Origin of the sequence: Streptococcus sp. 2018037, from assembly GCF_019754195.1 — a bacterium.
GTDB classification, from domain to species: Bacteria; Bacillota; Bacilli; order Lactobacillales; family Streptococcaceae; genus Streptococcus; species Streptococcus hashimotonensis.
The window spans coordinates 53,471-76,552 of sequence record NZ_JAIJZQ010000004.1 but is presented as its reverse complement, the minus strand read 5'-3'; the positions used below and the strand labels follow the sequence as shown (position 1 = coordinate 76,552).

At 41.1% G+C, this 23,082-nt stretch carries 19 protein-coding genes and 1 pseudogene; 17 read left to right on the top strand and 3 right to left on the bottom strand.

Features of this window, described 5'->3' with window-relative positions; all coding sequences use genetic code 11:
• Window positions 1-36 precede the first annotated feature (36 nt).
• The 7 genes from K5Q29_RS02650 (at window position 37) to K5Q29_RS02620 (ending at window position 5,995) form a co-directional block, all read left to right on the top strand.
• On the top strand, window positions 37-792 hold the full coding sequence (locus K5Q29_RS02650) for a class I SAM-dependent methyltransferase (RefSeq protein WP_105139466.1): 756 nt from the start codon (window positions 37-39) through the stop codon (window positions 790-792).
• Window positions 789-1,436 carry a pyroglutamyl-peptidase I gene (gene pcp / locus K5Q29_RS02645; RefSeq protein WP_105136122.1) on the top strand — a complete coding sequence of 216 codons (648 nt, stop codon included), beginning with the start codon at window positions 789-791 and terminating at the stop codon, window positions 1,434-1,436. Before K5Q29_RS02650 ends, pcp begins: the two co-directional genes overlap by 4 nt.
• Window positions 1,436-1,744, top strand: coding sequence for a DUF4298 domain-containing protein (locus tag K5Q29_RS02640; RefSeq protein ID WP_029171816.1), 309 nt, complete (start codon window positions 1,436-1,438; stop codon window positions 1,742-1,744). The genes pcp and K5Q29_RS02640 overlap by 1 nt, the downstream gene beginning before the upstream one ends.
• Window positions 1,745-1,868: 124 nt before the next feature.
• On the top strand, window positions 1,869-2,141 hold the full coding sequence (gene rpsP / locus K5Q29_RS02635; protein ID WP_002940682.1) for a 30S ribosomal protein S16: 273 nt from the start codon (window positions 1,869-1,871) through the stop codon (window positions 2,139-2,141).
• 21 nt (window positions 2,142-2,162) lie between these two features.
• Complete coding sequence (locus K5Q29_RS02630; protein ID WP_012028079.1) at window positions 2,163-2,405, top strand: KH domain-containing protein; 243 nt, start codon at window positions 2,163-2,165, stop codon at window positions 2,403-2,405.
• Between the two features lie 75 nt (window positions 2,406-2,480).
• A complete protein-coding gene (locus K5Q29_RS02625) occupies window positions 2,481-4,217 on the top strand; it encodes an ABC transporter ATP-binding protein (RefSeq protein ID WP_105139465.1) in 1,737 nt (578 codons plus the stop codon).
• Between the two features lie 8 nt (window positions 4,218-4,225).
• Window positions 4,226-5,995 carry an ABC transporter ATP-binding protein gene (locus K5Q29_RS02620; protein ID WP_024410100.1) on the top strand — a complete coding sequence of 590 codons (1,770 nt, stop codon included), beginning with the start codon at window positions 4,226-4,228 and terminating at the stop codon, window positions 5,993-5,995.
• Window positions 5,996-6,051: 56 nt separating this feature from the next.
• Here the strand turns inward: K5Q29_RS02620 and K5Q29_RS02615 are convergent, their stop codons facing one another.
• The gene (locus K5Q29_RS02615; RefSeq protein ID WP_105139464.1) at window positions 6,052-6,975 is read right to left on the bottom strand and encodes a polysaccharide deacetylase family protein; all 924 of its coding nucleotides are present in this window, start codon (window positions 6,973-6,975) and stop codon (window positions 6,052-6,054) included.
• Between the two features lie 104 nt (window positions 6,976-7,079).
• On the opposite strand from K5Q29_RS02615, the gene K5Q29_RS02610 reads away from it, so the two are divergent.
• From K5Q29_RS02610 to K5Q29_RS02575, 8 genes are all read left to right on the top strand, one after another.
• A complete protein-coding gene (locus tag K5Q29_RS02610; RefSeq protein WP_105139463.1) occupies window positions 7,080-8,366 on the top strand; it encodes a homoserine dehydrogenase in 1,287 nt (428 codons plus the stop codon).
• Between the two features lie 3 nt (window positions 8,367-8,369).
• A complete protein-coding gene (thrB, locus tag K5Q29_RS02605; RefSeq protein ID WP_105139462.1) occupies window positions 8,370-9,230 on the top strand; it encodes a homoserine kinase in 861 nt (286 codons plus the stop codon).
• Window positions 9,231-9,464: 234 nt separating this feature from the next.
• A complete protein-coding gene (gene murB / locus K5Q29_RS02600) occupies window positions 9,465-10,373 on the top strand; it encodes a UDP-N-acetylmuramate dehydrogenase (protein ID WP_014637975.1) in 909 nt (302 codons plus the stop codon).
• 38 nt (window positions 10,374-10,411) lie between these two features.
• On the top strand, window positions 10,412-11,566 hold the full coding sequence (locus K5Q29_RS02595; RefSeq protein ID WP_024407861.1) for an ABC transporter ATP-binding protein: 1,155 nt from the start codon (window positions 10,412-10,414) through the stop codon (window positions 11,564-11,566).
• Complete coding sequence (locus K5Q29_RS02590; RefSeq protein WP_002938659.1) at window positions 11,550-12,350, top strand: ABC transporter permease; 801 nt, start codon at window positions 11,550-11,552, stop codon at window positions 12,348-12,350. Before K5Q29_RS02595 ends, K5Q29_RS02590 begins: the two co-directional genes overlap by 17 nt.
• Entirely contained in the window at window positions 12,350-13,120 is a 771-nt protein-coding gene (locus tag K5Q29_RS02585; RefSeq protein WP_024384229.1) for an ABC transporter permease, read from the top strand. The genes K5Q29_RS02590 and K5Q29_RS02585 overlap by 1 nt, the downstream gene beginning before the upstream one ends.
• The gene (locus K5Q29_RS02580; RefSeq protein ID WP_011922335.1) at window positions 13,120-14,190 is read left to right on the top strand and encodes an ABC transporter substrate-binding protein; all 1,071 of its coding nucleotides are present in this window, start codon (window positions 13,120-13,122) and stop codon (window positions 14,188-14,190) included. Before K5Q29_RS02585 ends, K5Q29_RS02580 begins: the two co-directional genes overlap by 1 nt.
• Window positions 14,191-14,303: 113 nt before the next feature.
• Window positions 14,304-15,842 (top strand): ClC family H(+)/Cl(-) exchange transporter, encoded by a 1,539-nt coding sequence (locus K5Q29_RS02575; protein WP_105139461.1) that lies wholly within the window; start codon window positions 14,304-14,306, stop codon window positions 15,840-15,842.
• Window positions 15,843-15,894: 52 nt separating this feature from the next.
• On the opposite strand, the pseudogene K5Q29_RS02570 reads toward K5Q29_RS02575, so the two are convergent.
• Window positions 15,895-16,227, bottom strand: a pseudogene (locus K5Q29_RS02570) (transposase); the annotation flags it as partial.
• Window positions 16,228-16,670: 443 nt separating this feature from the next.
• Between K5Q29_RS02570 and K5Q29_RS02565 the strand changes: the two are divergent.
• Complete coding sequence (locus K5Q29_RS02565) at window positions 16,671-21,419, top strand: S8 family serine peptidase (RefSeq protein WP_105139460.1); 4,749 nt, start codon at window positions 16,671-16,673, stop codon at window positions 21,417-21,419.
• A gap of 43 nt (window positions 21,420-21,462) precedes the next feature.
• Here K5Q29_RS02565 and K5Q29_RS02560 read toward each other — a convergent pair whose 3' ends face one another.
• Window positions 21,463-22,326 (bottom strand): NAD(P)H-hydrate dehydratase, encoded by an 864-nt coding sequence (locus K5Q29_RS02560; RefSeq protein ID WP_105139459.1) that lies wholly within the window; start codon window positions 22,324-22,326, stop codon window positions 21,463-21,465.
• A 97-nt stretch (window positions 22,327-22,423) separates the two neighbouring features.
• Between K5Q29_RS02560 and nth the strand changes: the two genes are divergently transcribed.
• On the top strand, window positions 22,424-23,047 hold the full coding sequence (gene nth / locus K5Q29_RS02555; protein ID WP_024384233.1) for an endonuclease III: 624 nt from the start codon (window positions 22,424-22,426) through the stop codon (window positions 23,045-23,047).
• Window positions 23,048-23,082: the final 35 nt, after the last annotated feature.

The window sequence follows — 23,082 nt, the reverse complement described above, 5'->3', positions numbered from 1 at the left end:
TCGTCCTGATTTTTTGATATACTGAAGAGTATGAAAATGATTGTAACAACTAGTCTTGGGATGGATGAGGGGCTGGTCTATAGGGCTAGACGAATTGCCAGTGAACTGGGAATTGAATACAAGGAAAGAAAGAAGCAGTCGGTTGGAAAAATGTTGGGTACCTACGAGGCTGTCTTGGTTCTTTATAAGGATAAATTGATACTAGAGCAGAGGGGCGGGCAGGTTTTATTTTTCCATCCAGATACTGCCATGTTGCGGATTAAGTCTGGAAGAGATCCGCTTTTAGGATTGCTTGGAAAAGAAAAACAATCAATAATAGACTGTACTATGGGCTTGGGATCTGATAGTATTGTGTTAGCAAGTGCTGGTCATCGGGTGACAGCCTTGGAAAGTTCTAAGCTAGTGCACTTTATTGTGAGTCGAGGTTTACAGGATTTTGATAGTGGACTGCAAGAGGTCAATCGAGCCATGAAATCTATCCAGACAATTTGGACAGATAGTTTGACTTATTTGAAAGAGCAAATAGATAAGTCTGTTGATGTCATTTACTTTGATCCCATGTTTTCAGAAGAAATCAAGGAATCACAAAATCTTTCTGGTTTGGCTGGTTTGGCTGACAGAAGTCGTTTAACGGAGGAAATTGTATCTGAGGCTAAACGAGTAGCTAGGAAGAAATTGATTATAAAGGCTCATTTTCGAGATCAGGTCTTTGAAGAATTTGGCTTTAAACGTCATGTCAGACCTAATCAAAAATTTCACTACGGAGAAATTATTTTGGAGGAGGAAGTATGAAAATCATCGTAACAGGCTTTGATCCCTTTGGTGGCGAATCTATTAACCCAGCCTTGGAAACAATCAAATCTCTACCTAAGACCATTGCTGGTGCAGAGATTATTCTTGTAGAGATTCCGACTGTTTTTGACAAGGCTGCGGATGTTTTAGAGGAGAAAATGGCAGAGCATTTACCTGATGCGGTACTGTGTATTGGTCAGGCTGGTGGGCGAGTTGATTTAACTCCTGAGCGTATAGCCATTAACCAAGATGATGCACGCATTCCAGACAATGAAGGGCAACAGCCGATTGATAGAACGATTCGAGAAGATGGTCAGCCTGCTTATTTCTCCACCTTACCCATCAAAGCAATGGTTGAAGCTATTCATAAGATTGGGCTTCCAGCTTCTGTTTCTAATACTGCTGGGACCTTTGTCTGCAATCATCTCATGTATCAAGCTCTTTACTTGGCGGAGAAACAATTTCCAAAGACTAAGGCCGGTTTTCTCCATATTCCCTTCTTGCCAGAGCAGGTTGTCGACAAGCCAGGACTGGCTTCCATGTCTTTGAACGATATTGTAAGAGGAGTTGAAGTAGCCATAGGAGCAATCGTTGAATATAGGGATAAAGAGGATATAAAAAAGGGTGGTGGTAGTACACACTAATGAAAAATATTATGGAAGCAAGAAAACGTGTAGAGGAAATGGAAAAAATATTTAACAGGCATCTAGAGCTGAACAAGTCCCTTTCCGATAGTGTGACCCAACTCAATCAGGAACAATCGACTTATTTACAGTTATTAGATTATTACCAGAGCCAGATCTATATGGAAGATCTTGATTTATCTAATAAGGGGGATTTCAATGGTATTCCTTGCGGAGTATTGAGTGAAGATGGAGTCTATAATTTACTGTTTGACCGTATAAATCTAGCAAGTCAACTGAGAGAACTAGCAGATATGCTCGAGCAATAAATTTTTTTAAAACCTGTCAAGTTTTTTTCTTGACACCCTGTTAAAGTGTGGTATAATAGAACATGTGCTAAATAGCTCTGCTATTTCACCAAATAAAAATACAAAGAAAAGAGAACATTTAAAAATGGCAGTAAAAATCCGTTTGACTCGTATGGGTTCTAAAAAGAAACCTTTCTACCGTATCAACGTTGCAGACTCACGTGCACCACGTGATGGTCGTTTCATCGAAACTGTTGGTACTTACAACCCACTTTTGGCTGAAAACTCAGTAACTCTTAAAGAAGAGCGTGTACTTGAGTGGTTGGCAAAAGGTGCACAACCATCTGATACAGTTCGTAGCCTTCTTTCAAACGCTGGCGTATTGAAGAAATTCCACGAACAAAAATTCTCTAAATAAGAACAGTAAGCGAGAACACTTATGGACATGATTGAAAATCTCATTATTGCGATTGTGAAACCTTTGATTTCACAGCCTGATAGCTTGACAATAAAAATTGTTGATACACCTGAATTCTTGGAATATCATTTGGATTTGGATCAATCTGATATTGGACGTATCATTGGTAGAAAAGGACGCACAATTTCTGCAATCAGAACGATTGTCTATTCTGTTCCAACAAGTGATAAAAAAGTTCGTTTAGTGATCGACGAGAAAGAATAGAAAGTCACCGTTTGGTGGCTTTTAACTTTACAGAAGGGGTTATACCCCTTTTTAACATATAGAAAGGGAGATAAGATGAATCTGATTTGGACCTACTTAAAAAAATATCCTAAGTGGATTGCCTTGGACTTGTTGGGGGCCTTCTTGTTTGTAGTGGTCAATTTGGGCTTGCCGACTTTTTTGGCTAGGATGATTGACCAAGGAATTACAAAGAACGATGTTAGTCAGCTCTATTTCTGGGCGGGAATGATGGGCTTGATCGTCTTGCTTGGAATTGTTGGACGAATAACGCTTGCCTATGCGGCTGGACAGTTGACGACCAATATCGTAAAAGATATTCGAAATGATTTGTACGAGAAAATTCAGGACTACTCTCATCATGAATATGAGCAGATTGGTGTTTCTTCTCTAGTTGCTCGTATGACCAATGATGCTTTTGTCTTGATGCAGTTTGCGGAGATGGTATTGAAGCTGGGAATTATCACTCCCTTGATGATGATTGCCTCTGTCATCATGACCTTGGTAACTAGTCCAAGTCTGGCTTGGACAGTCGCAGTAGCTATGCCGTTTCTTGTTATCGTTATTTTCTATGTGGCAACTAAGACCCGTCCCCTATCTGAAACACAGCAAAAACGCTTGGATACGATCAACCAATATGTTCGTGAAAATCTCATGGGCTTACGTGTCATTCGTGCCTTTACTCGTGAGGAGTTTCAAGAGGAGCGCTTTGAGTCGGTCAATGAGGAATATACCGATATTTCCAAAAAACTCTTTAATCTGACTGGTTTGACAGAGCCTCTTTTTGTGCAGATTATCATTGCCATGATTGTGGCCATTGTCTGGTTTGCTTTGGAACCCTTGAAAACAGGCAGTCTGCAAATCGGTGATTTGGTAGCCTTTATAGAATATAGTTTCCATGCGCTTTTCTCATTCTTGCTCTTTGCCAACTTGTTTAACATGTATCCACGGATGTCGGTATCGAGCCAACGGATTCAGGAAGTCTTGGATATGCCCATTTCCATTTCTAAGAATGAAGAAGGGATTACTGAAACAGACACTCGTGGTTATTTGGAATTTGAAAATGTAACTTTTGCCTATCCTGGTGAAACGGAATCGCCTGTTCTCCACAATATTTCATTTAAGGCTAAGCCTGGTGAAACCATTGCCTTTATTGGTTCAACAGGTTCTGGCAAGTCTTCCTTGGTCAACTTGATTCCACGTTTCTATGATGTGACACTTGGTCGTATCTTGGTGGACGGTGTGGACGTCAGACGCTACAATCTAAAGGCACTCCGCAGCAAGATTGGCTTTATTCCGCAGAAAGCTCTGCTATTTACCGGAACAATCGCAGAAAACCTCAAGTACGGTAAGATGGATGCTAGTCTTGCTGAACTTCATGATGCGACGGATGTGGCTCAGGCTAAGGAGTTTATCGAGAGTAAGGAAGAAAAATTCGACACCCATCTAGCAGAAGGCGGAAGCAACCTGTCAGGCGGGCAAAAGCAACGTTTGTCCATTGCGCGTGCCATTGTCAAACAGCCAGACATTTACATTTTTGATGATTCCTTCTCAGCCTTGGATTATAAGACGGATGCCATTTTGAGAGCTCGTTTGAAGGAAGTAACGGAAAATGCGACGGTGCTGATTGTTGCCCAACGTGTCGGAACCATTATGGATGCTGACCAGATTATCGTGCTGAACGAAGGTGAAATTGTCGGTCGTGGCACCCACAATGAATTGATGGAAAGCAATGAGATTTACCGAGAAATTGCCAACTCTCAGCTTAACCGTCAATCGCTAACAGAAGAATAGGAGGAATTATGAAGAATAGATCAGTATTTACCCGTGTTTGGGACTATTTGCGTCGTTACAAATCTTCTGTATTTTTAGCTGTTTTTCTAAAGACCATCAGTGCAGTTATGAATGCCTTGGAACCCTTTGTATTGGGGCTTATCATCACAGAATTGACCAAGAATCTGTTGGATATGGCAAATGGAGTAGACGGAGCGCAGATTAACTATTCCTACATTGCCATCATGCTTGCGCTCTATGCACTTCGTGCCCTTATGTATGAAATCGGCGCCTATGGTTCTACCTATTTCATGACTAAGGCGGTACAGGGAGCAACCAAGGAACTGCGGCAGGATTTGAGTCACAAGATTAACAAGATTCCTGTTTCTTATTTTGACAAGCACCAGTATGGTGATTTGCTAGGTCGTTTTACAAGCGATGTGGAGACTGTGTCGAATGCTCTGCAACAAAGTTTTCTCCAGCTAGTCAATGCCGTTCTGACTCTCTCTCTAGCCATTTTCATGTGTTTCTGGTTGGATGTATCCCTAGCACTCGTAGTCGTAACCTTGGTTCCAGTGACCTATTTTGGTTCCAAGTTTGTCATGGGCAAATCCCAGCCTTATTTCAAGCAACAGGCTGATGCCCTAGGTCGATTGAACGGCTTTGTCCAAGAAAATCTGACAGGTTTTAACGTTCTCAAACTCTACGGCCGTGAAGAAATTTCTACAGAAGAATTTCGCCAGATTACCGCAGATTTGCAGGAAGTTGGTTTCAAGGCTAGTTTTATGTCTGGTTTGCTCATGCCCCTGGTACACGGCTTATCGAACATTGCCTATGTAGTCGTGGCCTTACTTGCTGGTCTGAAAGTTCTTGCAGGTACATTGACGGTTGGTAATATGCAGGCCTTCGTCCAATACGTCTGGCAGATTTCTCAGCCAGTCCAAACCTTGACCCAGTTGGCACCCCAGTTGCAGTCTGCTAAATCTTCCCTTGAACGCATCTTTTCAGTCTTAGATGAGCTTGACGAAGAAGACGCCAATGCGCTAGAGTTGACAGCTGGTTTGACCGGACAAGTCAGCTTTGAACAGGTCGAATTCGGCTATTCAGAAGACAAGCCGCTTATCCGAAACTTTAATCTTGATGTTAAGCCAGGTGAAATGGTGGCTATCGTTGGACCAACAGGGGCTGGTAAGACAACCCTCATCAACCTTCTCATGCGTTTCTATGATGTCACATCCGGTGCTATCAAGGTGGATGGTCAGGATATTAGAAAGATTTCTCGTCAATCCTACCGTAGTCAATTTGGTATGGTCTTGCAGGATGCTTGGCTCTACGAAGGGACCATCAAGGAAAACCTGCGTTTTGGACGTCTGGATGCGACGGATGAGGAAATTGTGGAGGCTGCCAAAGCAGCCAACGTTGACCACTTTATCCGTACCCTGCCTGGCGGTTATAATATGGAAATGAACCAGGAATCCAGCAATATTTCCCAAGGTCAGAAACAGCTTTTGACTATTGCGCGTGCCTTGTTGGCGGATCCTGCCATTCTTATCCTTGATGAAGCGACTTCTTCAGTTGATACTCGTTTGGAACTCTTGATTCAAAAGGCCATGAAACGGTTGATGAAAGGGCGGACAAGTTTCGTCATCGCCCATCGCTTATCTACCATTCAGGAAGCTGATAAGATTTTGGTCTTGAAAGATGGACAGATTATCGAACAAGGTAACCACGAAAGTCTTTTGGCTGACAAAGGTTTCTATTATAATCTGTATCAAAGTCAGTTTAGTGAATCTAAATAAAAAACGAACTCCCCAGTCAGTGACAGGGAGTTTTCTCATATACATGTTTGTGAAAATTAATAGGAAATTTCTGATAATAGTCCCTCAGCGGTAGTGGTTGGGAGGATGCGAACACGATTGAGAGTCAGTAATCCGTCACTAGCAGAAGCTAAGCCGTTGTTAGTAGTCACACCAAGTTTGTAGCCAGCTTGTTCTGTCAATGCCACGGTATCTGCTGAGTATCGTCCACCAGGGTAGGCGATAGCGATGGTTTCCTGATTTAATTGGCTGTCAAGATAGGCTTTAGAGGAAGTAAGTTCATTTGTTTGATCCTCAATAGAACTATACTCTAAATCAGGATGGTTGACGGTATGCCCTTGGAAGGAGAGCCCTACGGTCTGCATTTCCTTGATTTGATCAAGAGTAAGGTGCCCTGCTTGTCCATATTCAGTAAACCCTGTAATGACATTGTTGGTTGCCTTCATTTGATATTGCTTAAGCAATGGGTAGGCATAACTATAAAAATCCCAGAGGCTATCGTCAAAGGTTAGCCAGACAACCTTTTTGCCAGCAGGAAGGACATTTTCTGTCAATACCTTATAAGCCTCTTCAGGTGATAAAGTATAGTAACCTGCATCTTGCAATGCTTTTAGATGACTTTCGAAAGTCGTTGGATCTACGATAAGATTCGCATTAGCTTCTTCCTCGGGAGCCATTACGTGAATGGCATGATACATGAGGATTGGAAGTTTGATAGGTTCAGTTTGCTGTTCCCAAATGATTTCTGTTTTTACTTCACTACTTTCTGAAGTCATAACACTCGAACTGGCTGTTGTCTCTACCGTTGAAGCTTTGGAATCACTTTGCTGCTTAGATGGCTGTTTTAGAAAGATTAGAAAAATAGATAGTAGAGTCACTACTAATAATGCGATACCAAGTAGCATTGGCACAAGTTGTTTCTTTTGTGTGCAGCTTCGACGGGCTCTTCTTGAATGTTTCATTATCTTATCTCCATAATCATATATTAAAACAATTATATCAAATTTTTTGCCAAATAGTCAGAATATTTGTTATAATGGGAGAAATACATTTTAAAGGAGAGCACATGGTAGTTAAGATAGGATTATTAGGATTTGGAACCGTTGCGAGTGGTGTGCCATTTTTATTAGAAGAAAACCAGGAAAAAATAGAGAAAGCCGCGCATGATAGTATTGAAGTTGCTAAGGTTTTGGTCAAGGATGAAGCAGAAAAAGACCGTCTCTTGGCTGCAGGTCATGACTATCATTTTGTAACAAATATTGATGACATTTTGGCTGACGAAAACATCGCCATTGTAGTTGAGCTGATGGGACGTATTGAGCCAGCAAAAACATTTATTACACGTGCCTTGGAAGCAGGCAAGCATATTGTAACAGCCAATAAGGATTTACTTGCTGTTCATGGTAGCGAATTGCGTGCCTTGGCTGAAGAGAAAGGTCTTGCGCTTTATTATGAAGCTGCAGTTGCAGGTGGTATTCCAATCTTGCGTACCTTGGTCAACTCTTTGGCTGCTGATAAGGTAACTCGTATCCTCGGTGTATTGAATGGTACTTCAAACTTCATGTTGACTAAGATGGTTGATGAAGGCTGGACTTACGAAAAAGCTCTTCAAACAGCGCAGGAACTTGGCTATGCAGAATCTGACCCAACAAATGACGTTGAGGGGATTGATGCGGCTTACAAGGCTGTTATCCTCAGTCAATTTGCTTTCGGTATGACAGTTGATTTTGAACACGTAGCACACAAGGGTATTTCAAATATCACGCCAGAAGATGTAGCAGTGGCACAAGAGTTGGGCTATGTCATCAAACTTGTGGGTGATATTCAAGAAACCACCTCTGGTATTGCTGCCGAAGTATCTCCAACCTTCCTACCGAAAAATCATCCACTTGCAAGCGTGAATGGTGTGATGAATGCTGTATTTGTCGAATCTATCGGCATCGGCCAGTCTATGTACTATGGACCGGGCGCTGGGCAAAAACCGACTGCAACAAGTGTTATGGCTGACATTATTCGTATCGTTCGTCGCTTGAAAGACAATACTATCGGTAAAGCTTTTAATGAATATAGCCGCCCACTTCAATTGGCAGCCCCAAGCGATGTGAAGAGCGAATATTATTTCTCAATTGATGCGCCTGATAAAAATGTAAAAATGCTTCGTTTAGCAGAATTTTTCAATTCTGAAGAAATTTCCTTCAAGCAAATTCTGCAACAAGCTGCAGATGGAGAAACAGCCCGCCTAGTGATTGTGACCCATGAAATGAGTAAGACTCAGTTGGAAAATGTAACAGACAAATTGAGCAAAGAAACAGACTTTACTGTCTTAAATACCTTTAAAGTACTGGGAGAATAAGCAATGAAAATTATTATTCCAGCAACTTCAGCTAATATCGGTCCAGGATTTGATTCAGTAGGTGTTGCCCTTTCGAAATATCTAACGATTGAAGTGTTTGAAGAGACTGATGAATGGGTGATTGAGCACAATCTTGAACATGTTCCATCAGACAAGAACAATCTTTTGATCAAGACAGCTTTAAAGATTGAAAAAGGATTGCAGCCGCATCGTATCAGAATGATTAGCGATATTCCCTTGGCACGTGGTTTGGGTTCATCCAGTTCCGTTATCGTAGCTGGTATTGAATTGGCTAATCAATTAGCAGGTTTGAATATGACAGCGGATGAAAAATTGCTCAAAGCTACAGAAATTGAAGGACATCCTGATAATGTAGCCCCAGCGATTTTTGGTAATTTAGTCATCTCTAGCTATGTTAATAAGAAAGTACAGGCAGTTGTAACAGAATTCCCAGAAGCAAGTTTTGTCGCCTTTATTCCAAACTACCCACTGCGTACGGTTGAAAGCCGAGGTGTACTACCTTCTCAGATGGGGTACAAGAAAGCAGTGGCTGCTAGTGCCATTGCAAACGTTGCTGTTGCCAGTTTGATGGCAGGTGATCTGGAAAAAGCTGGGAGAGCAATTCAGTCAGACATGTTCCATGAACCGTTCCGTCAGCTACTTGTCAAGGAGTTTTGTCCAATCAAGCAAACTGCACAGGAGTTGGGAGCCTATGCAACCTACTTATCAGGTGCCGGTCCAACAGTGATGGTATTAGCGCCCAAAGATAGGGAGGACGCTATTGTTCTTGCATTAGAGGAACTAAATCTAGACGGAACTGTCCACCGCCTTCAAGTTGATACCAAGGGGATTGCTATTGTATAGATAGTGAGAATCTATCATTTGCAAAACTAAAAATGTTTATTTTATTGGAGTTCGCCATCGCAACTATATGCGGTAGGAAGGGAACTCCTTTTTTTGTGCATTCCATTCTCCATTTCAAAATATTGGGGCAAATTAATTTGGCTTGTGAAAGTATTTTTGTTGAATTTTATTCGTTTTCTCCTGTAATTTTTGGTATAATAAATCCTGTATATCTTAAATTGAAATGAGAAGGTTATGAAAGATAAAATTAGGCTTGAATTAGAAGGCATCGATATTCGATTCGATGAGCCTTTAAAAGAATATACCTATACAAAAGTAGGAGGAGCTGTTGATTATCTAGCTTTTCCGCGGAATCGTTACGAGATTGTTCGTATAGTAGAATTTGCTAAACGCGAAGGTATTCCATGGCAAGTATTAGGAAATTCAAGTAATATCATTGTCCGAGATGGCGGTATTCGTGGTTTTGTTATCCGTATGGATAAACTTAACTCCGTCACTGTATCAGGATACACCATTGAAGCGGAAGCAGGTGCCAATCTGATTGAAACGACAAAAGTCGCACTTTTCCATTCTTTATCAGGATTTGAATTTGCTTGTGGTATTCCGGGAAGCATTGGTGGTGCTGTCTATATGAATGCAGGTGCTTACGGAGGTGAAGTAGCACACATTCTAGTTTCAGCGCAGATTTTGACTCCAGCAGGTTATGTCGAAACATTGGACAATCGTGAGTTACGATTTGGCTACCGTTCTTCTATCTTGCAGGAAAACGGTGCGATTGTTTTGTCTGCAAAATTTGCCCTCAAGCCAGGAAATCATACGGTTATTCAACAAGAAATGGCTCGTTTGACACATTTACGCGAGCTCAAGCAACCTTTGGAATATCCATCTTGTGGTTCAGTCTTCAAACGTCCACTTGGTCACTTCGCAGGACAGTTGATTATGGATGCAGGTTTAAAAGGTTATCGAATTGGTGGAGTCGAAGTTTCTGAAAAACACGCTGGCTTTATGGTCAATATAGAAAATGGTACAGCAACTGATTACGAAAATTTGATTGCCCATGTGATTGAAGTCGTTGAAAAATCTTCAGGAATTACTCTGGAGAGAGAGGTTCGTATTATCGGCGATCCTGCTGATACACTCTAGCCATCAGGCTCTTACAAAAAAGAAGGAATTTATGAGAATTGAAAAAGCCAATTATTGAATTTAAGAACGTTTCAAAAGTATTTGAAGACAGTGGAACAACTGTATTAAAGGATATTAGTTTTGAATTGGAAGAGGGGAAATTTTATACCCTTTTAGGAGCTTCTGGTTCAGGTAAATCAACGATTTTGAACATTATTGCTGGTTTATTGGATGCGAGTTCAGGTGATATTTATCTGGACGGTCAACGGATTAATGATGTTCCAACAAATAAACGGGATATCCATACTGTTTTCCAGTCCTATGCCCTTTTCCCACATATGACTGTCTTTGAAAATGTGGCTTTTCCTCTTAAATTACGAAAGGTTGACAAGGCTGAAATCGAACGCCGTGTGACAGAAGCCTTACAAATGGTCCGACTTTCTGGTTATGAAAATCGTTCCATTCAGAAATTGTCTGGTGGTCAACGCCAGCGGGTTGCTATTGCACGTGCGATTATCAACCAGCCTCGTGTTGTCTTGCTAGATGAACCACTTTCTGCCCTGGACTTGAAACTAAGAACAGAAATGCAGTACGAACTGCGTGAATTGCAACAACGTCTAGGAATTACCTTCGTCTTCGTTACCCATGACCAAGAAGAAGCTCTGGCCATGAGTGACTGGATTTTTGTCATGAATGAAGGTGAGATTGTCCAGTCTGGGACGCCAGTGGACATTTACGACGAGCCAATCAACCATTTTGTTGCTACCTTCATCGGTGAATCCAATATCCTTCCAGGCCGCATGATAGAAGACTACTTGGTTGAGTTTAACGGCAAACGCTTTGAAGCTGTCGATGGCGGTATGCGACCAAACGAAGAAGTTGAAGTTGTTATCCGTCCAGAAGATTTGCAGATTACCTTACCTGAAGAAGGCAAATTGCAGGTAAAAGTGGATACACAGCTCTTCCGTGGTGTTCACTACGAAATCATCGCCTATGACGACCTTGGTAATGAGTGGATGATTCACTCAACTCGTAAGGCCATTGTCGGAGAAGTGATTGGACTAAGCTTTGAGCCAGAAGATATTCATATCATGCGTCTCAATGAAACAGAGGAAGAATTCGATGCTCGTATCGAAGAATATGTGGAAGTGGAAGAAGTAGAAGATGGCTTGATTAACGCCATCGAGGAGGAACGCAATGAAGAAAACCTCTAGGCTTTTTGCAATTCCCTATGCCCTATGGGTCTTTCTCTTTGTACTCGCTCCAGTTGCCTTGATTATCTTCAAATCTTTCTTTGATATTCATGGCAATTTCACTTTGGCCAACTACCAGACCTATTTTAACTCGCCAAATATGACCTATCTGCGAATGAGTTTTAACTCTATTTTTTACGCAGGTATTATTACTCTAGTCACACTTTTGGTTTCCTACCCAACAGCCTATTTCTTGACCAAGCTCAAGCATAGACAACTCTGGCTCATGTTGATTATCTTGCCAACCTGGGTTAATCTTTTGCTGAAAGCCTATGCCTTTATCGGTATTTTTGGGCAACACGGCTCTATCAACCAGTTCCTAGAATTTATTGGTCTAGGAGCTCAGCAAATTCTTTTCACAGATTTCTCTTTTATTGCAGTTGCAGCCTATATCGAGATTCCGTTTATGATTTTGCCGATCTTTAACGCCTTGGATGATTTGGATAAAAACCTAATCAATGCCAGTCGTGATTTGGGGGCAACTCCTTGGCAGACCTTTACAAAAGTTATTTTTCCTCTTTCCATGAACGGCGTTCGTTCAGGTGTTCAAGCGGTTTTTATTCCGAGTTTGAGCCTCTTTATGTTGACCCGTTTGATTGGCGGTAACCGAGTCATTACACTGGGAACAGCTATCGAACAACATTTCCTCACAACACAAAACTGGGGAATGGGTTCAACCATTGGTGTGGTCTTGATTTTGGCCATGCTCTTGATTATGTGGATGACGAAAGAGAGGAAGAAATAATGAAGAAATTTGCAAATATCTACTTAACAGTTGCCTTTCTCCTTCTCTACTTACCGATTTTCTATCTCATTTTTTATGCCTTTAATGAAGGCGGAGATATGAATGGCTTTACAGGCTTTACCTTGGAACATTTTTCTTCCATGCTCAGTGATAGCCGTCTCATGCTCATCTTAGCTCAAACCTTCCTATTAGCTTTTTTGAGTTCTTTGATTGCGACCCTTATCGGAACTTTCGGCGCCATCTATATCTATCAGGCAAAACCTCGTTTTCAAAATGCACTCTTGTCTGTCAATAATATCTTGATGGTAGCACCGGACGTCATGATTGGGGCGAGTTTCCTAATTCTCTTTACCATGATTGGTTTCCAGCTTGGCTTTGTCTCAGTATTGCTCAGTCATATTGCCTTTTCTATTCCAATCGTAGTATTGATGGTCTTGCCACGGCTGAAAGAGATGAACGCGGATATGATTTCAGCAGCTTATGATTTGGGGGCAACTCAACCACAAATGCTGAAAGAAATCATGTTGCCATACCTAACACCAGCCATCATTGCAGGCTACTTCATGGCCTTTACCTATTCCTTGGATGACTTTGCCGTGACCTTCTTTGTAACAGGGAATGGCTACTCAAACCTTTCGGTTGAAATCTACTCGCGGGCTCGTCAAGGGATTTCTCTAGAAATCAATGCCTTGTCAACCCTAGTTTTCCTTTTCTCTATCTTATTGGTAGTGGGTTATTATTTCATCTCGCGTGAAAAGGAGGCCAACTAATGAAACGATTGTATTCATTTTTTGTAGGAATTATAGCTATTGTCCTAGTTTTATGGGGAATTAGTTATAAGTTAGAAGCTGATTCAACCCAGGGGACAACTGATAAACTTGTCATCTATAACTGGGGCGATTATATTGACCCAGAATTACTCGCAGAATTCACTGCTGAAACAGGTATTCAGGTAGATTATCAGACCTTTGACTCCAACGAATCCATGTACACAAAGATTAAGCAGGGTGGAACAACCTACGATTTGACAATCCCATCTGAGTACATGATTTCTAAGATGACAGAAGAAAATATGTTAATCAAGCTAGATAAATCTAAGATTGAAGGGATAGAAAATATCGATCCACGATTTATGGGACTTAGCTTTGACAAGAATAATGATTATTCTATTCCATATTTCTGGGGAACCTTAGGTATTGTTTACAATGAAACCATGGTAGAAAATCCTCCTCAGGAATGGGAAGACTTGTGGTCAGAGGAGTACCGTGACAATATCATGTTAATTGATGGTGTGCGTGAAGTCATGGGCTTTGGTCTACAATCACTGGGCTATAGTCTCAATTCCAACAATCCTACCGAGATTGAAAAGGCAGCCGAACATCTTTATAATTTAACTCCAAATGTCAAAGCAATTGTTGCTGATGAGATAAAAGGTTATATGATACAAGATGCGGCAGCAATTGCTGTTTCGTTCTCAGGTGAGGCGAGTGAAATGTTAGATGGAAATGAAAATCTGCGCTATGTTGTACCATCAAAAGGTTCTAACCTTTGGTTCGATAACATGGTCATTCCAAAAACAGCAAAAAATATTGATGGAGCTTACGCCTTTATGAGTTTTATGCTTCGTCCTGAAAATGCGCTTCGCAATGCAGAATATGTTGGTTATTCAACACCAATTCCTGCAGCCAAGGCTATGCTGGATGAGGAGACTCAGAACGACGAATCCTTCTATCCTTCAGAAGAAACGATGAAGAAGATGGAAGTTTATGATAATCTTGGACCAGAGATGCTTGGAATGTATAATGACCTCTATCTCCAATTCAAGATGTATCGGAAATAGTCTGATTGGACAGGTAGCAATGTAAATAAAAGAATGGGAGTGAGGTTCTTTACTAAGTACTTATTGCTCCCATTTTTTGGTCATACATACTATAGAAAGGAAGGGAAATCCCAATGGAAAATCACCGGAAAGAAGTTAGTTTTATTTCTCAATCAATCCTCTATTCGGTTCTGCGTGGTAGTTTAGTTGGCATTGTCGCTGGTTTAGTGGTCGTTGCATTTCGCTTAGCCATTGAAAAACTATTTTCTGTCTTTACGCACCTCTATTCTCTGGCAACAGACAATGTAATCTATTTACTTCTTATTGGAGGGCTTTATCTGGTCATAGCTTTACTTGTTGGCAAGTTGATCAAAGACGAGCCAAATGCAAAAGGTTCTGGTATACCTCAGGTAGAGGCAGAACTAAAAGGAATTATGGATTTAAACTGGTGGTCAGTACTTTGGAAAAAATTTATCGGCGGTGTTTTATCCATTGCATCTGGCCTAATGCTGGGGCGTGAAGGTCCCAGCATTCAACTAGGAGCTGTAACGGCTAAAGGTGTATCAGTTCTTCTTAAATCCAGTGAAATGGAAAGAAGGAGTTTGATTGCTAGTGGCGCTGCGGCAGGTTTGGCAGCAGCTTTCAATGCACCAATAGCAGGCCTTTTATTTGTTGTGGAGGAAGTCTATCATCAGTTTTCACGTCTGGTATGGGTCTCAGCCCTGGCAGCCAGTATCACTGCGAACTTTATTTCCTTACATGTTTTTGGATTAATACCTGTTTTGCATATGCCGAAGGACTTACAGTTACTATCTCTTGACCAATATTGGATTTATATCTTACTTGGAGTTTTCCTTGGACTTGCTGGATATGTGTATGAAGTTGTTATCCTCAATATACAAGGTTTCTATACCCTCCTCTCAAAAATCATTCCTCTCCCAGTTCCATACTACAGTGTATTTGCCTTTTTGTTCATTATACCGATTGGTTATTTTTTCCCAAACCTGTTGGGTGGCGGGCATCATTTGATTTTAGAGCTTCCATATTTGGAACAAGGACTACTGACATTGGCAATCCTGATTTTAATACGATTTGTCTGGAGCATGATTTCCTATGGTTCTGGTCTACCAGGGGGCATCTTTTTGCCCATATTAACCTTAGGAAGTCTCCTTGGGCTTTTTGTCGCACGGTTCTTCCTTGATATTGGTTTCATCAGTCAGGGCCAGATGCTATTGTTTATTGTATTGGGGATGGCAGGCTTTTTCGCAGCGATTTCCAAAGCACCTCTAACTGCTATTATTTTAGTTACTGAAATGGTAGGAAGTTTGAATCAATTGATGGTCATCGGGTTGGTGGCTTTGAGTTCCTATGTGATGATGGATCTTTTAGGTGGCGCGCCGGTCTATGAAGCAATGTTGGAAAAAATTCTGCCAGAAGAAGTAGAACAGCAAGAACATATGACCTTAATAGAGGTTGTTGTCAACGAAACATTGGATCAAATATTTGTAAGTGAGTTACGTTTGCCGGATTCATGCTTGATTACCAGTCAAATTCATCATGGTAAGTCAAGGATTGTGAAAGGAAATAGCCAACTTTCTATGGGTGATTCCTTGCTCGTTGCAGTTCCAATCTCTCAAATTCATGCCGTTCGTAGGATATTTGGGGGAGATTAGCATTTTTTTAGATTGTCTTAACAAAGAGATGAGGTAGAAAAGTCCCAATATTATACTGTTTTCGTTGTCTGGTCAACTTTCTCAATTCAGGAATAATTTCATCGGGAACGAAACTCCGAGGCAGCAGACCAATCCGTGTTAATTTAGCAATCCAGTGAGCATCCTTCTTGTCGGTTTTCTGACCTGGGATAGCCTTCATATGGGCTGATTGAGCAAGTATTAGCTCGAAGTCATCACATAGAGCATGCCAGACAGGTCGCCAATAGACACCTGTGCTTTCCATACCAACAGCTTCCACATGAAATTGACTGAGAAAATCGTGGTAAGCACGTAGACCTTTAGTCGTTGTATCAAATGTAGCTAAGTAACGCTTTGGACAAGTTGAGGGGAATACAAACGACAATATCGACTTGATCTACACATGATTATCTATGACAATTCCTTCCTTCTTAAAATTAGAGAGCCTATCTACTGAATTTTAGTTATATTCTTGAGTGTATATTGTGTAGGGTAGAGTAGTTTTGTCATCATAATTAACATCAATAATGCACCAACCACAGGGCCCTCATTAGGTATATAATCTTAGTGAGGGCTTTATGCTCATTTTCATTATTCTGTGGGTAAGGATGGAGCCATCATGGATGTCTTGCTCACTCCCTTTTTAGTGTGCATTATCTGTATCTATGGTTATAGATATTATTGATAGCTAGTTATAGTTTGAATAAATAACTGAATTTTCAGAATATACTTGCAATGCTGATAATTTTATGTTTTAATATATTTATTGGCTTTGCCAATAATAAAGGAGAAAAACTAGGAGGAAAAGTTATGAAAAAGAAAGAAACTTTCTCACTTCGGAAGTATAAAATTGGAACTGTGTCTGTTCTTTTGGGTGCAGTTTTTTTGTTTGCAGGTGCACCATCGGTAGCTGCAGATGAATTGACAAGCCTTGTAGAGACTAAGGTGGGAGCAACTGTTCCTGACGCAATCGTAAGAGAATCAGCCTCAAAAACTCCTGTAGTCGAGGAGTTAGTTGACACTTCTGTGGAGGCTACCCCAACTGATGTAACCACTACAGATAATGGAGAGGGAAGAACTGTTTTTGAAAATGTCACAAATGCAGAGACAGAAGCAACTCAACCAGCTGTAGAAACTCCAGCTGCTTCAGAGGAAAAAGTAGAAGAAGAGGAGAAGCTTTCCGTAGCAGATGAGACTACTGCTATTACTAATCAGGAAGAAGCGAAACCACAAAACATTGATAGTAATACGATCATTACAGTACCTAAAGTTTGGGACAGTGGTTACAAAGGCGAAGGAACAGTAGTTGCAATCATAGACTCCGGTCTTGACGTTGACCACGACGTATTGCGTATTTCAAACCTCTCAACTGCGAAATATAAATCAGAAAAAGAGATAGAAGCAGCTAAAAAGGCAGCAGGAATTACCTACGGTGAATGGTTTAACGATAAGGTTGTATTTGGTTATAACTATGTCGATGTGAATACTGTCTTGAAAGAAGAAGATAAACGTTCACACGGTATGCACGTGACAAGCATTGCCACAGGAAATCCGACGCAACCAGTTGCTGGACAATTAATGTATGGTGTAGCTCCTGAAGCGCAAGTCATGTTTATGCGCGTATTCTCAGATCTCAAAGCTACAACAGGCGCAGCATTGTACGTAAAGGCGATTGAAGATGCTGTAAAATTGGGTGCCGATAGCATCAACCTCAGCTTGGGAGGAGCTAACGGCTCTGTTGTTAACATGAATGAAAATGTGACTGCAGCAATCGAGGCTGCTCGTCGTGCAGGTGTTTCTGTTGTTATTGCCGCTGGTAATGATGGAACATTTGGTTCAGGTCATTCTAATCCGTCAGCCGATTATCCAGATTATGGCTTGGTCGGAGCTCCTTCAACAGCTCGCGATGCAATTTCTGTCGCTTCTTACAATAACACAACGGTTGGCAGTAAAGTAATTAATATCATTGGCTTAGAAAATAATGCTGATTTGAACTACGGAAAGAGTTCGTTCGATAATCCAGAGAAAAGTCCTGTACCATTTGAAGTTGGAAAGGAATATGAATATGTCTATGCAGGAATCGGTCAGGCTTCGGATTTTGATGGTTTAAATTTGACTGGAAAACTTGCGCTCATTAAACGAGGAACCATCAGTTTCTCAGAAAAAATAGCCAATGCAACAGCCGCAGGGGCAGTAGGGGTTGTTATTTTCAATAGCCGCCCAGGTGAAGCCAATGTGAGCATGCAACTGGATGATACAGCTACCGCAATTCCATCTATCTTCATTCCATTGGAATTCGGTGAAGCTTTGGCGGCTAAGCCATATAAGATTGCGTTCAATAATGAAACAGACATTCGTCCTAACCCCAAAGCAGGTCTTCTTTCAGATTTTTCAAGTTGGGGCCTATCAGCAGATGGCGAACTAAAACCAGACTTAGCTGCTCCGGGTGGTGCTATTTATGCAGCGATTAATGATAATGACTATGCCAACATGCAGGGAACAAGTATGGCTTCTCCACATGTGGCGGGAGTAGCTGTATTAGTAAAACAATATTTACAGGAAACTTATCCAACTAAGTCTCCTCAAGAAATCGAAGCATTAGTAAAACACTTGCTTATGTCTACCGCAAAAGCTCATGTGAACAAAGATACGAATGCCTACACTTCACCACGTCAACAAGGTGCGGGTATTATTGATACTGCGGCAGCTATTTCTACAGGTTTATATTTGACTGGCGAAGATGGGTATGGCAGCATTACCTTGGGAAATGTTGAGGATACATTCAGCTTTACGGTCACACTTCATAACATTACAAACGAAGATAAGACTTTAAACTACTCAACACAGTTAACAACGGATACTGTTCAAAACGGATTGATTACCTTGGCTCCGCGTTTATTAACAGAGATTCCTGGCGGTAAGGTGACTGTGAAAGCTAATTCAAGTACAACTGTTACAATTTCTGTAGATGCATCAAGTTTTACTGAAGAATTGACAGGATTGATGAAAAACGGTTACTATCTTGAAGGTTTTGTTCGATTTACAGATGTAGCCGATGGTGGTGATATTGTCAGCATTCCATACGTTGGTTTCCGTGGGGAATTCCAAAATCTAGCCGTTCTAGAAAAGCCGATTTACAATCTTATTGCTGATGGTAAAGGGGGCTTCTACTTTGAACCTGTTGTAGCACAGCCAGATACGGTTGATATTAGCCATCACTACACAGGTCTCGTGACAGGAAGTAAAGAGTTAATCTATTCTACAAATAAGCGTTCTGACTTTGCACTCAAGACCCTCGGAACATTTAAAAACAAAGCAGGGTATTTTGTTTTAGAGCTCGATGAATCTGGTAAGCCTCACTTAGCTATCTCACCAAATGGGGATGAGAACCAAGATTTTCTTGCCTTCAAAGGTGTATTCTTAAGAAATTATACTAATTTAGTCGCAAGTGTCTATGCCGCAGATGATACTGAGCGCAGAAATCCACTTTGGGAAAGTCAACCACAGTCAGGCAATAAAAACTTCTATAGTGGCAATCCTAAAAATCCAAAATCAAGCATTGTTTACCCTACTGAATGGAATGGAACAGACAGTGAGGGGAATGCTTTAGCAGATGGTAAATATCAATATATTTTGACCTACTCATCTGAAGTTCCAGGTGCAGTAGTACAAACTATGATTTTCGATGTTATCATTGATAGACAATCACCAGTTATTACGACCGCAACCTATGATGAAACAAACTTTACATTTAACCCTCGCCCAGCCATTGAAAAAGGAGAGTCTGGTCTATATCGCGAGCAAGTATTCTATCTTGTAGCAGATGCAAGCGGTGTGACAACTATTCCTTCCTTATTAGAAAATGGTGATGTAACCGTTTCTGATAACAAGGTATTTGTGGCACAAAATGACGATGGTTCCTTCACATTGCCTCTTGATCTTGCAGATATTTCAAAATTCTACTACACAGTAGAGGATTATGCTGGTAACATCAGCTATGAAAAAGTAGAGAATCTGATCAGTATTGGCAATGAAAAAGGGTTGGTAACTGTCAATATTCTTGATAAAGACACAAATAGTCCTGTACCAATACTTTTCTCTTACTCAGTCACCGATGAAACAGGCAAGATTGTTGCAGAATTACCACGATATGCCGGCGATACTAGCGTTCTTAAGCTACCATTTGGTACCTACACCTTTGATTTATTCCTATATGATACAGAGTGGTCAAGCCTAGCAGGTGAAACAGAAGCAGTCGTGACGATTTCGGAAGAAAATAGCACTGCCGAGGTGAATTTCTATGTGACTTTGAAAGATAAGGCCAACTTGCTGGTAGATATTGATGCATTACTACCTTCTGGTTCAACCATCCAACTGGTAACTGCTGATGGCCAGACTATTCAGCTACCAAATGCTAAATATTCTAAGACTGATTATGGTAAATTTGTACCAGTTGGTACCTACACTATCCTTCCAACCCTCCCAGAAGGCTATGAATTTTTGGAAGAATTAGACGTAGCAGTACTAGCAAACCAGTCAAATGTTAAGAAATTAACCTTGATTAATAAAGTTGCTTTGAAAGAACTGATTGCTGAACTTGCAGGACTTGAAGAAACAGCGCGTTATTACAATGCTAGTCCAGAACTTCAAACTGCCTATGCTAAAGCATTAGAAGATGCCAATGCAATATATGCCAATAAACACAATCAGGCACAAGTAGATTCAGCAGTTGCCAGTCTTGTTGCGGCGAGAGAACAGCTAAACGGTCAGGTTACCGATAAGGAAAAACTAATTGCTGAAGTATCAAACTACACACCGACTCAGGCAAACTTTATTTATTACAATGCTGAAAATACCAAACAAATTGCCTATGATACAGCTGTTCGTTCAGCACAACTTGTATTGAACCAAGAGAATGTAACACAGGCAGTTGTCAACCAAGCGTTGGCTGACTTGTTAGCAGCGAAAGCCAACTTAGATGGTCAAAAGACTGATATTTCAGCCCTTCGTAGCGCAGTATCCGTTTCTTCCGTATTAAAAGCGACAGATGCTAAGTATCTCAATGCATCTGAGAACGTGAAACAAGCTTATGACCAGGCAGTTGAAGCAGCGAAAGCGATTCTAGCTGATGAATCTGCAAGCCAAGCAAGTGTCGATCAAGCTCTAGCTGTTCTGACAAGCACTCAGGCAGAACTGGATGGTGTTGCTACTTCAACAAATGATGCCAAAGAGCCAGCAAATACTGCCATTGACAAAAAAGATGAAGGCACTGTAACGCCTCCACCTATAGACTCAGAAAAAGTTGATGTACAGGCACCTCCTGTAAAAGATACTGGGAATTCAGGGCATGTACCGATAGGCCAGAAGCCAAACCCTCAACCAACTTTACCTCGTCCAGTCACTTTGCAAGCTAGTCTATCTAGCCCTAATCAAGAAAAACAGGTGACTCAACTACCAAATACTGGAGAAAATGATACGAAATACTATCTTGTTCTTGGTGTCATTATTGGGCTAGGGACTCTGTTAGTAAGCAAACGACGTCATAAGGAAGAAGTATAACCAACACTAGCTTTATCACAAGTTTGCTAAATAATAAAACCGCTTAATCATTGATTAGGCGGTTGTTTGTGTTTGAAATTGAAGCCATTGTCTTTTGGATGTTTCTTGAGACATCAGTTGGCTTTACAAGATAATAATCTTGAGCCAGTTGGTCGGCAATATAGGAGTGGAGGTAGGTTGCTACAAGGATTCTTTCATATAGTTGAACATGGGGAAATTGTACAGCAAATCCTGCAATCATACCTGCAAGAGTATCTCCCATACCTCCTGTTGCTTGGTAGGGACCACCAGCTCCTATTGGAGTGACTTGGTTTGGCTGGGTTTTTAGGATTTGAGTAGCAGAACTTTTAGCTACAAGGATTGTATTTTCTTGAAAAGATTGCAAGGCTTCAAGATTTCTTTGGCTTGTTTGGTCAGCAACCGGAATGGCTGATAACCGTTCCCATTCTTTCTGGTGGGGTGTCAGGATGACTTGTTTACACGGGAAGTTCTTCCTGTTTTGCTTTGCAATTAAGGTAAGGGCTGAGCCATCAAGAACTAAAGTCTGCTGGTCAGATAAATGTTCAAAAACAAAGTCCAATAACTGTTCAGCTCTGCTATTTTCCCCCAAACCTGGACCAATCAATACCAAGTCAGCATTTTCTAAGCTACTTATCAGCAAGGCTTGATCGTCAAATGAAAATGCCATGGCTTCAGGCAGATGACTATGTAAGGCTGGTATGTTGTCTTTTTCAGTAGCAACAGTTACCAAACCTGCTCCACTGTTGACGGTTGCTAGTGCGGCCATGATAATCGCTCCACCATAAGGATACAGTCCACCAATCAGCAAGACTCGACCATAGCTTCCCTTATGGCTATTGCGTGGTCTTGCTTGAATAACCTTTCTACAGAGTTCTTGTAAGTCCATACTTATTCCCCCTTTTCTTCTTATTATATCACGAGGAATGAGATTTATGACAATCCAGATTTTAGATAAATCCAAGTTTTCATGCTATAATGAATTCATGGTATTATCAAAAAAACGTGCAAGAAAAGTTATTGAAGAAATCATCGCTCTATATCCTGATGCTAAGCCAAGTTTGGATTTTCGAAATCACTTTGAGTTGGTATGTGCAGTGCTCTTATCTGCTCAAACTACAGACGCTGCGGTGAATAAGGCAACACCTGGTTTGTTCGCTGCTTTCCCAACGCCACAAGCCATGGCAGCAGCAGAAGTAAAGGATATTGAGCCTTATATTTCTCGTTTGGGTTTGTACCGTAATAAAGCCAAATTTTTGAAAGAATGCGCCCAGCAGTTATTGGAACGGCATAATGGCATTGTTCCGCAGACTCGTGAGGAATTAGAAGCTCTGGCAGGAGTGGGAAGAAAAACGGCCAATGTTGTCTTAAGTGTCGGTTTCGGAATCCCAGCCTTTGCAGTTGATACCCACGTGGGACGGATTTGTAAACACCACGATATTGTCAAAAAATCGGCTACACCCCTGGAAACAGAAAAACGAGTCATGGAAGTCTTACCTCCTGAACTCTGGCTCCCTGCTCATCAAGCTATGATTTATTTTGGACGAGAAGTCTGCCATCCTAAGAACCCTGAATGCGAAAAATTCCCACAATTATATGAATTTGACTAAAAAATCTTCTGTTTTTGAAGATTTTTTTAGTTTTT

Coding starts and splice junctions, on each gene's coding strand:
- K5Q29_RS02650 (WP_105139466.1), top strand. CDS start 37: ATGATTGTAACAACTAGTCTTGGGATGGATGAGGGGCTGGTCTATAGG.
- pcp (WP_105136122.1), top strand. CDS start 789: ATGAAAATCATCGTAACAGGCTTTGATCCCTTTGGTGGCGAATCTATT.
- K5Q29_RS02640 (WP_029171816.1), top strand. CDS start 1,436: ATGAAAAATATTATGGAAGCAAGAAAACGTGTAGAGGAAATGGAAAAA.
- rpsP (WP_002940682.1), top strand. CDS start 1,869: ATGGCAGTAAAAATCCGTTTGACTCGTATGGGTTCTAAAAAGAAACCT.
- K5Q29_RS02630 (WP_012028079.1), top strand. CDS start 2,163: ATGGACATGATTGAAAATCTCATTATTGCGATTGTGAAACCTTTGATT.
- K5Q29_RS02625 (WP_105139465.1), top strand. CDS start 2,481: ATGAATCTGATTTGGACCTACTTAAAAAAATATCCTAAGTGGATTGCC.
- K5Q29_RS02620 (WP_024410100.1), top strand. CDS start 4,226: ATGAAGAATAGATCAGTATTTACCCGTGTTTGGGACTATTTGCGTCGT.
- K5Q29_RS02615 (WP_105139464.1), bottom strand. CDS start 6,975: ATGAAACATTCAAGAAGAGCCCGTCGAAGCTGCACACAAAAGAAACAA.
- K5Q29_RS02610 (WP_105139463.1), top strand. CDS start 7,080: ATGGTAGTTAAGATAGGATTATTAGGATTTGGAACCGTTGCGAGTGGT.
- thrB (WP_105139462.1), top strand. CDS start 8,370: ATGAAAATTATTATTCCAGCAACTTCAGCTAATATCGGTCCAGGATTT.
- murB (WP_014637975.1), top strand. CDS start 9,465: ATGAAAGATAAAATTAGGCTTGAATTAGAAGGCATCGATATTCGATTC.
- K5Q29_RS02590 (WP_002938659.1), top strand. CDS start 11,550: ATGAAGAAAACCTCTAGGCTTTTTGCAATTCCCTATGCCCTATGGGTC.
- K5Q29_RS02585 (WP_024384229.1), top strand. CDS start 12,350: ATGAAGAAATTTGCAAATATCTACTTAACAGTTGCCTTTCTCCTTCTC.
- K5Q29_RS02580 (WP_011922335.1), top strand. CDS start 13,120: ATGAAACGATTGTATTCATTTTTTGTAGGAATTATAGCTATTGTCCTA.
- K5Q29_RS02575 (WP_105139461.1), top strand. CDS start 14,304: ATGGAAAATCACCGGAAAGAAGTTAGTTTTATTTCTCAATCAATCCTC.
- K5Q29_RS02565 (WP_105139460.1), top strand. CDS start 16,671: ATGAAAAAGAAAGAAACTTTCTCACTTCGGAAGTATAAAATTGGAACT.
- K5Q29_RS02560 (WP_105139459.1), bottom strand. CDS start 22,326: ATGGACTTACAAGAACTCTGTAGAAAGGTTATTCAAGCAAGACCACGC.
- nth (WP_024384233.1), top strand. CDS start 22,424: ATGGTATTATCAAAAAAACGTGCAAGAAAAGTTATTGAAGAAATCATC.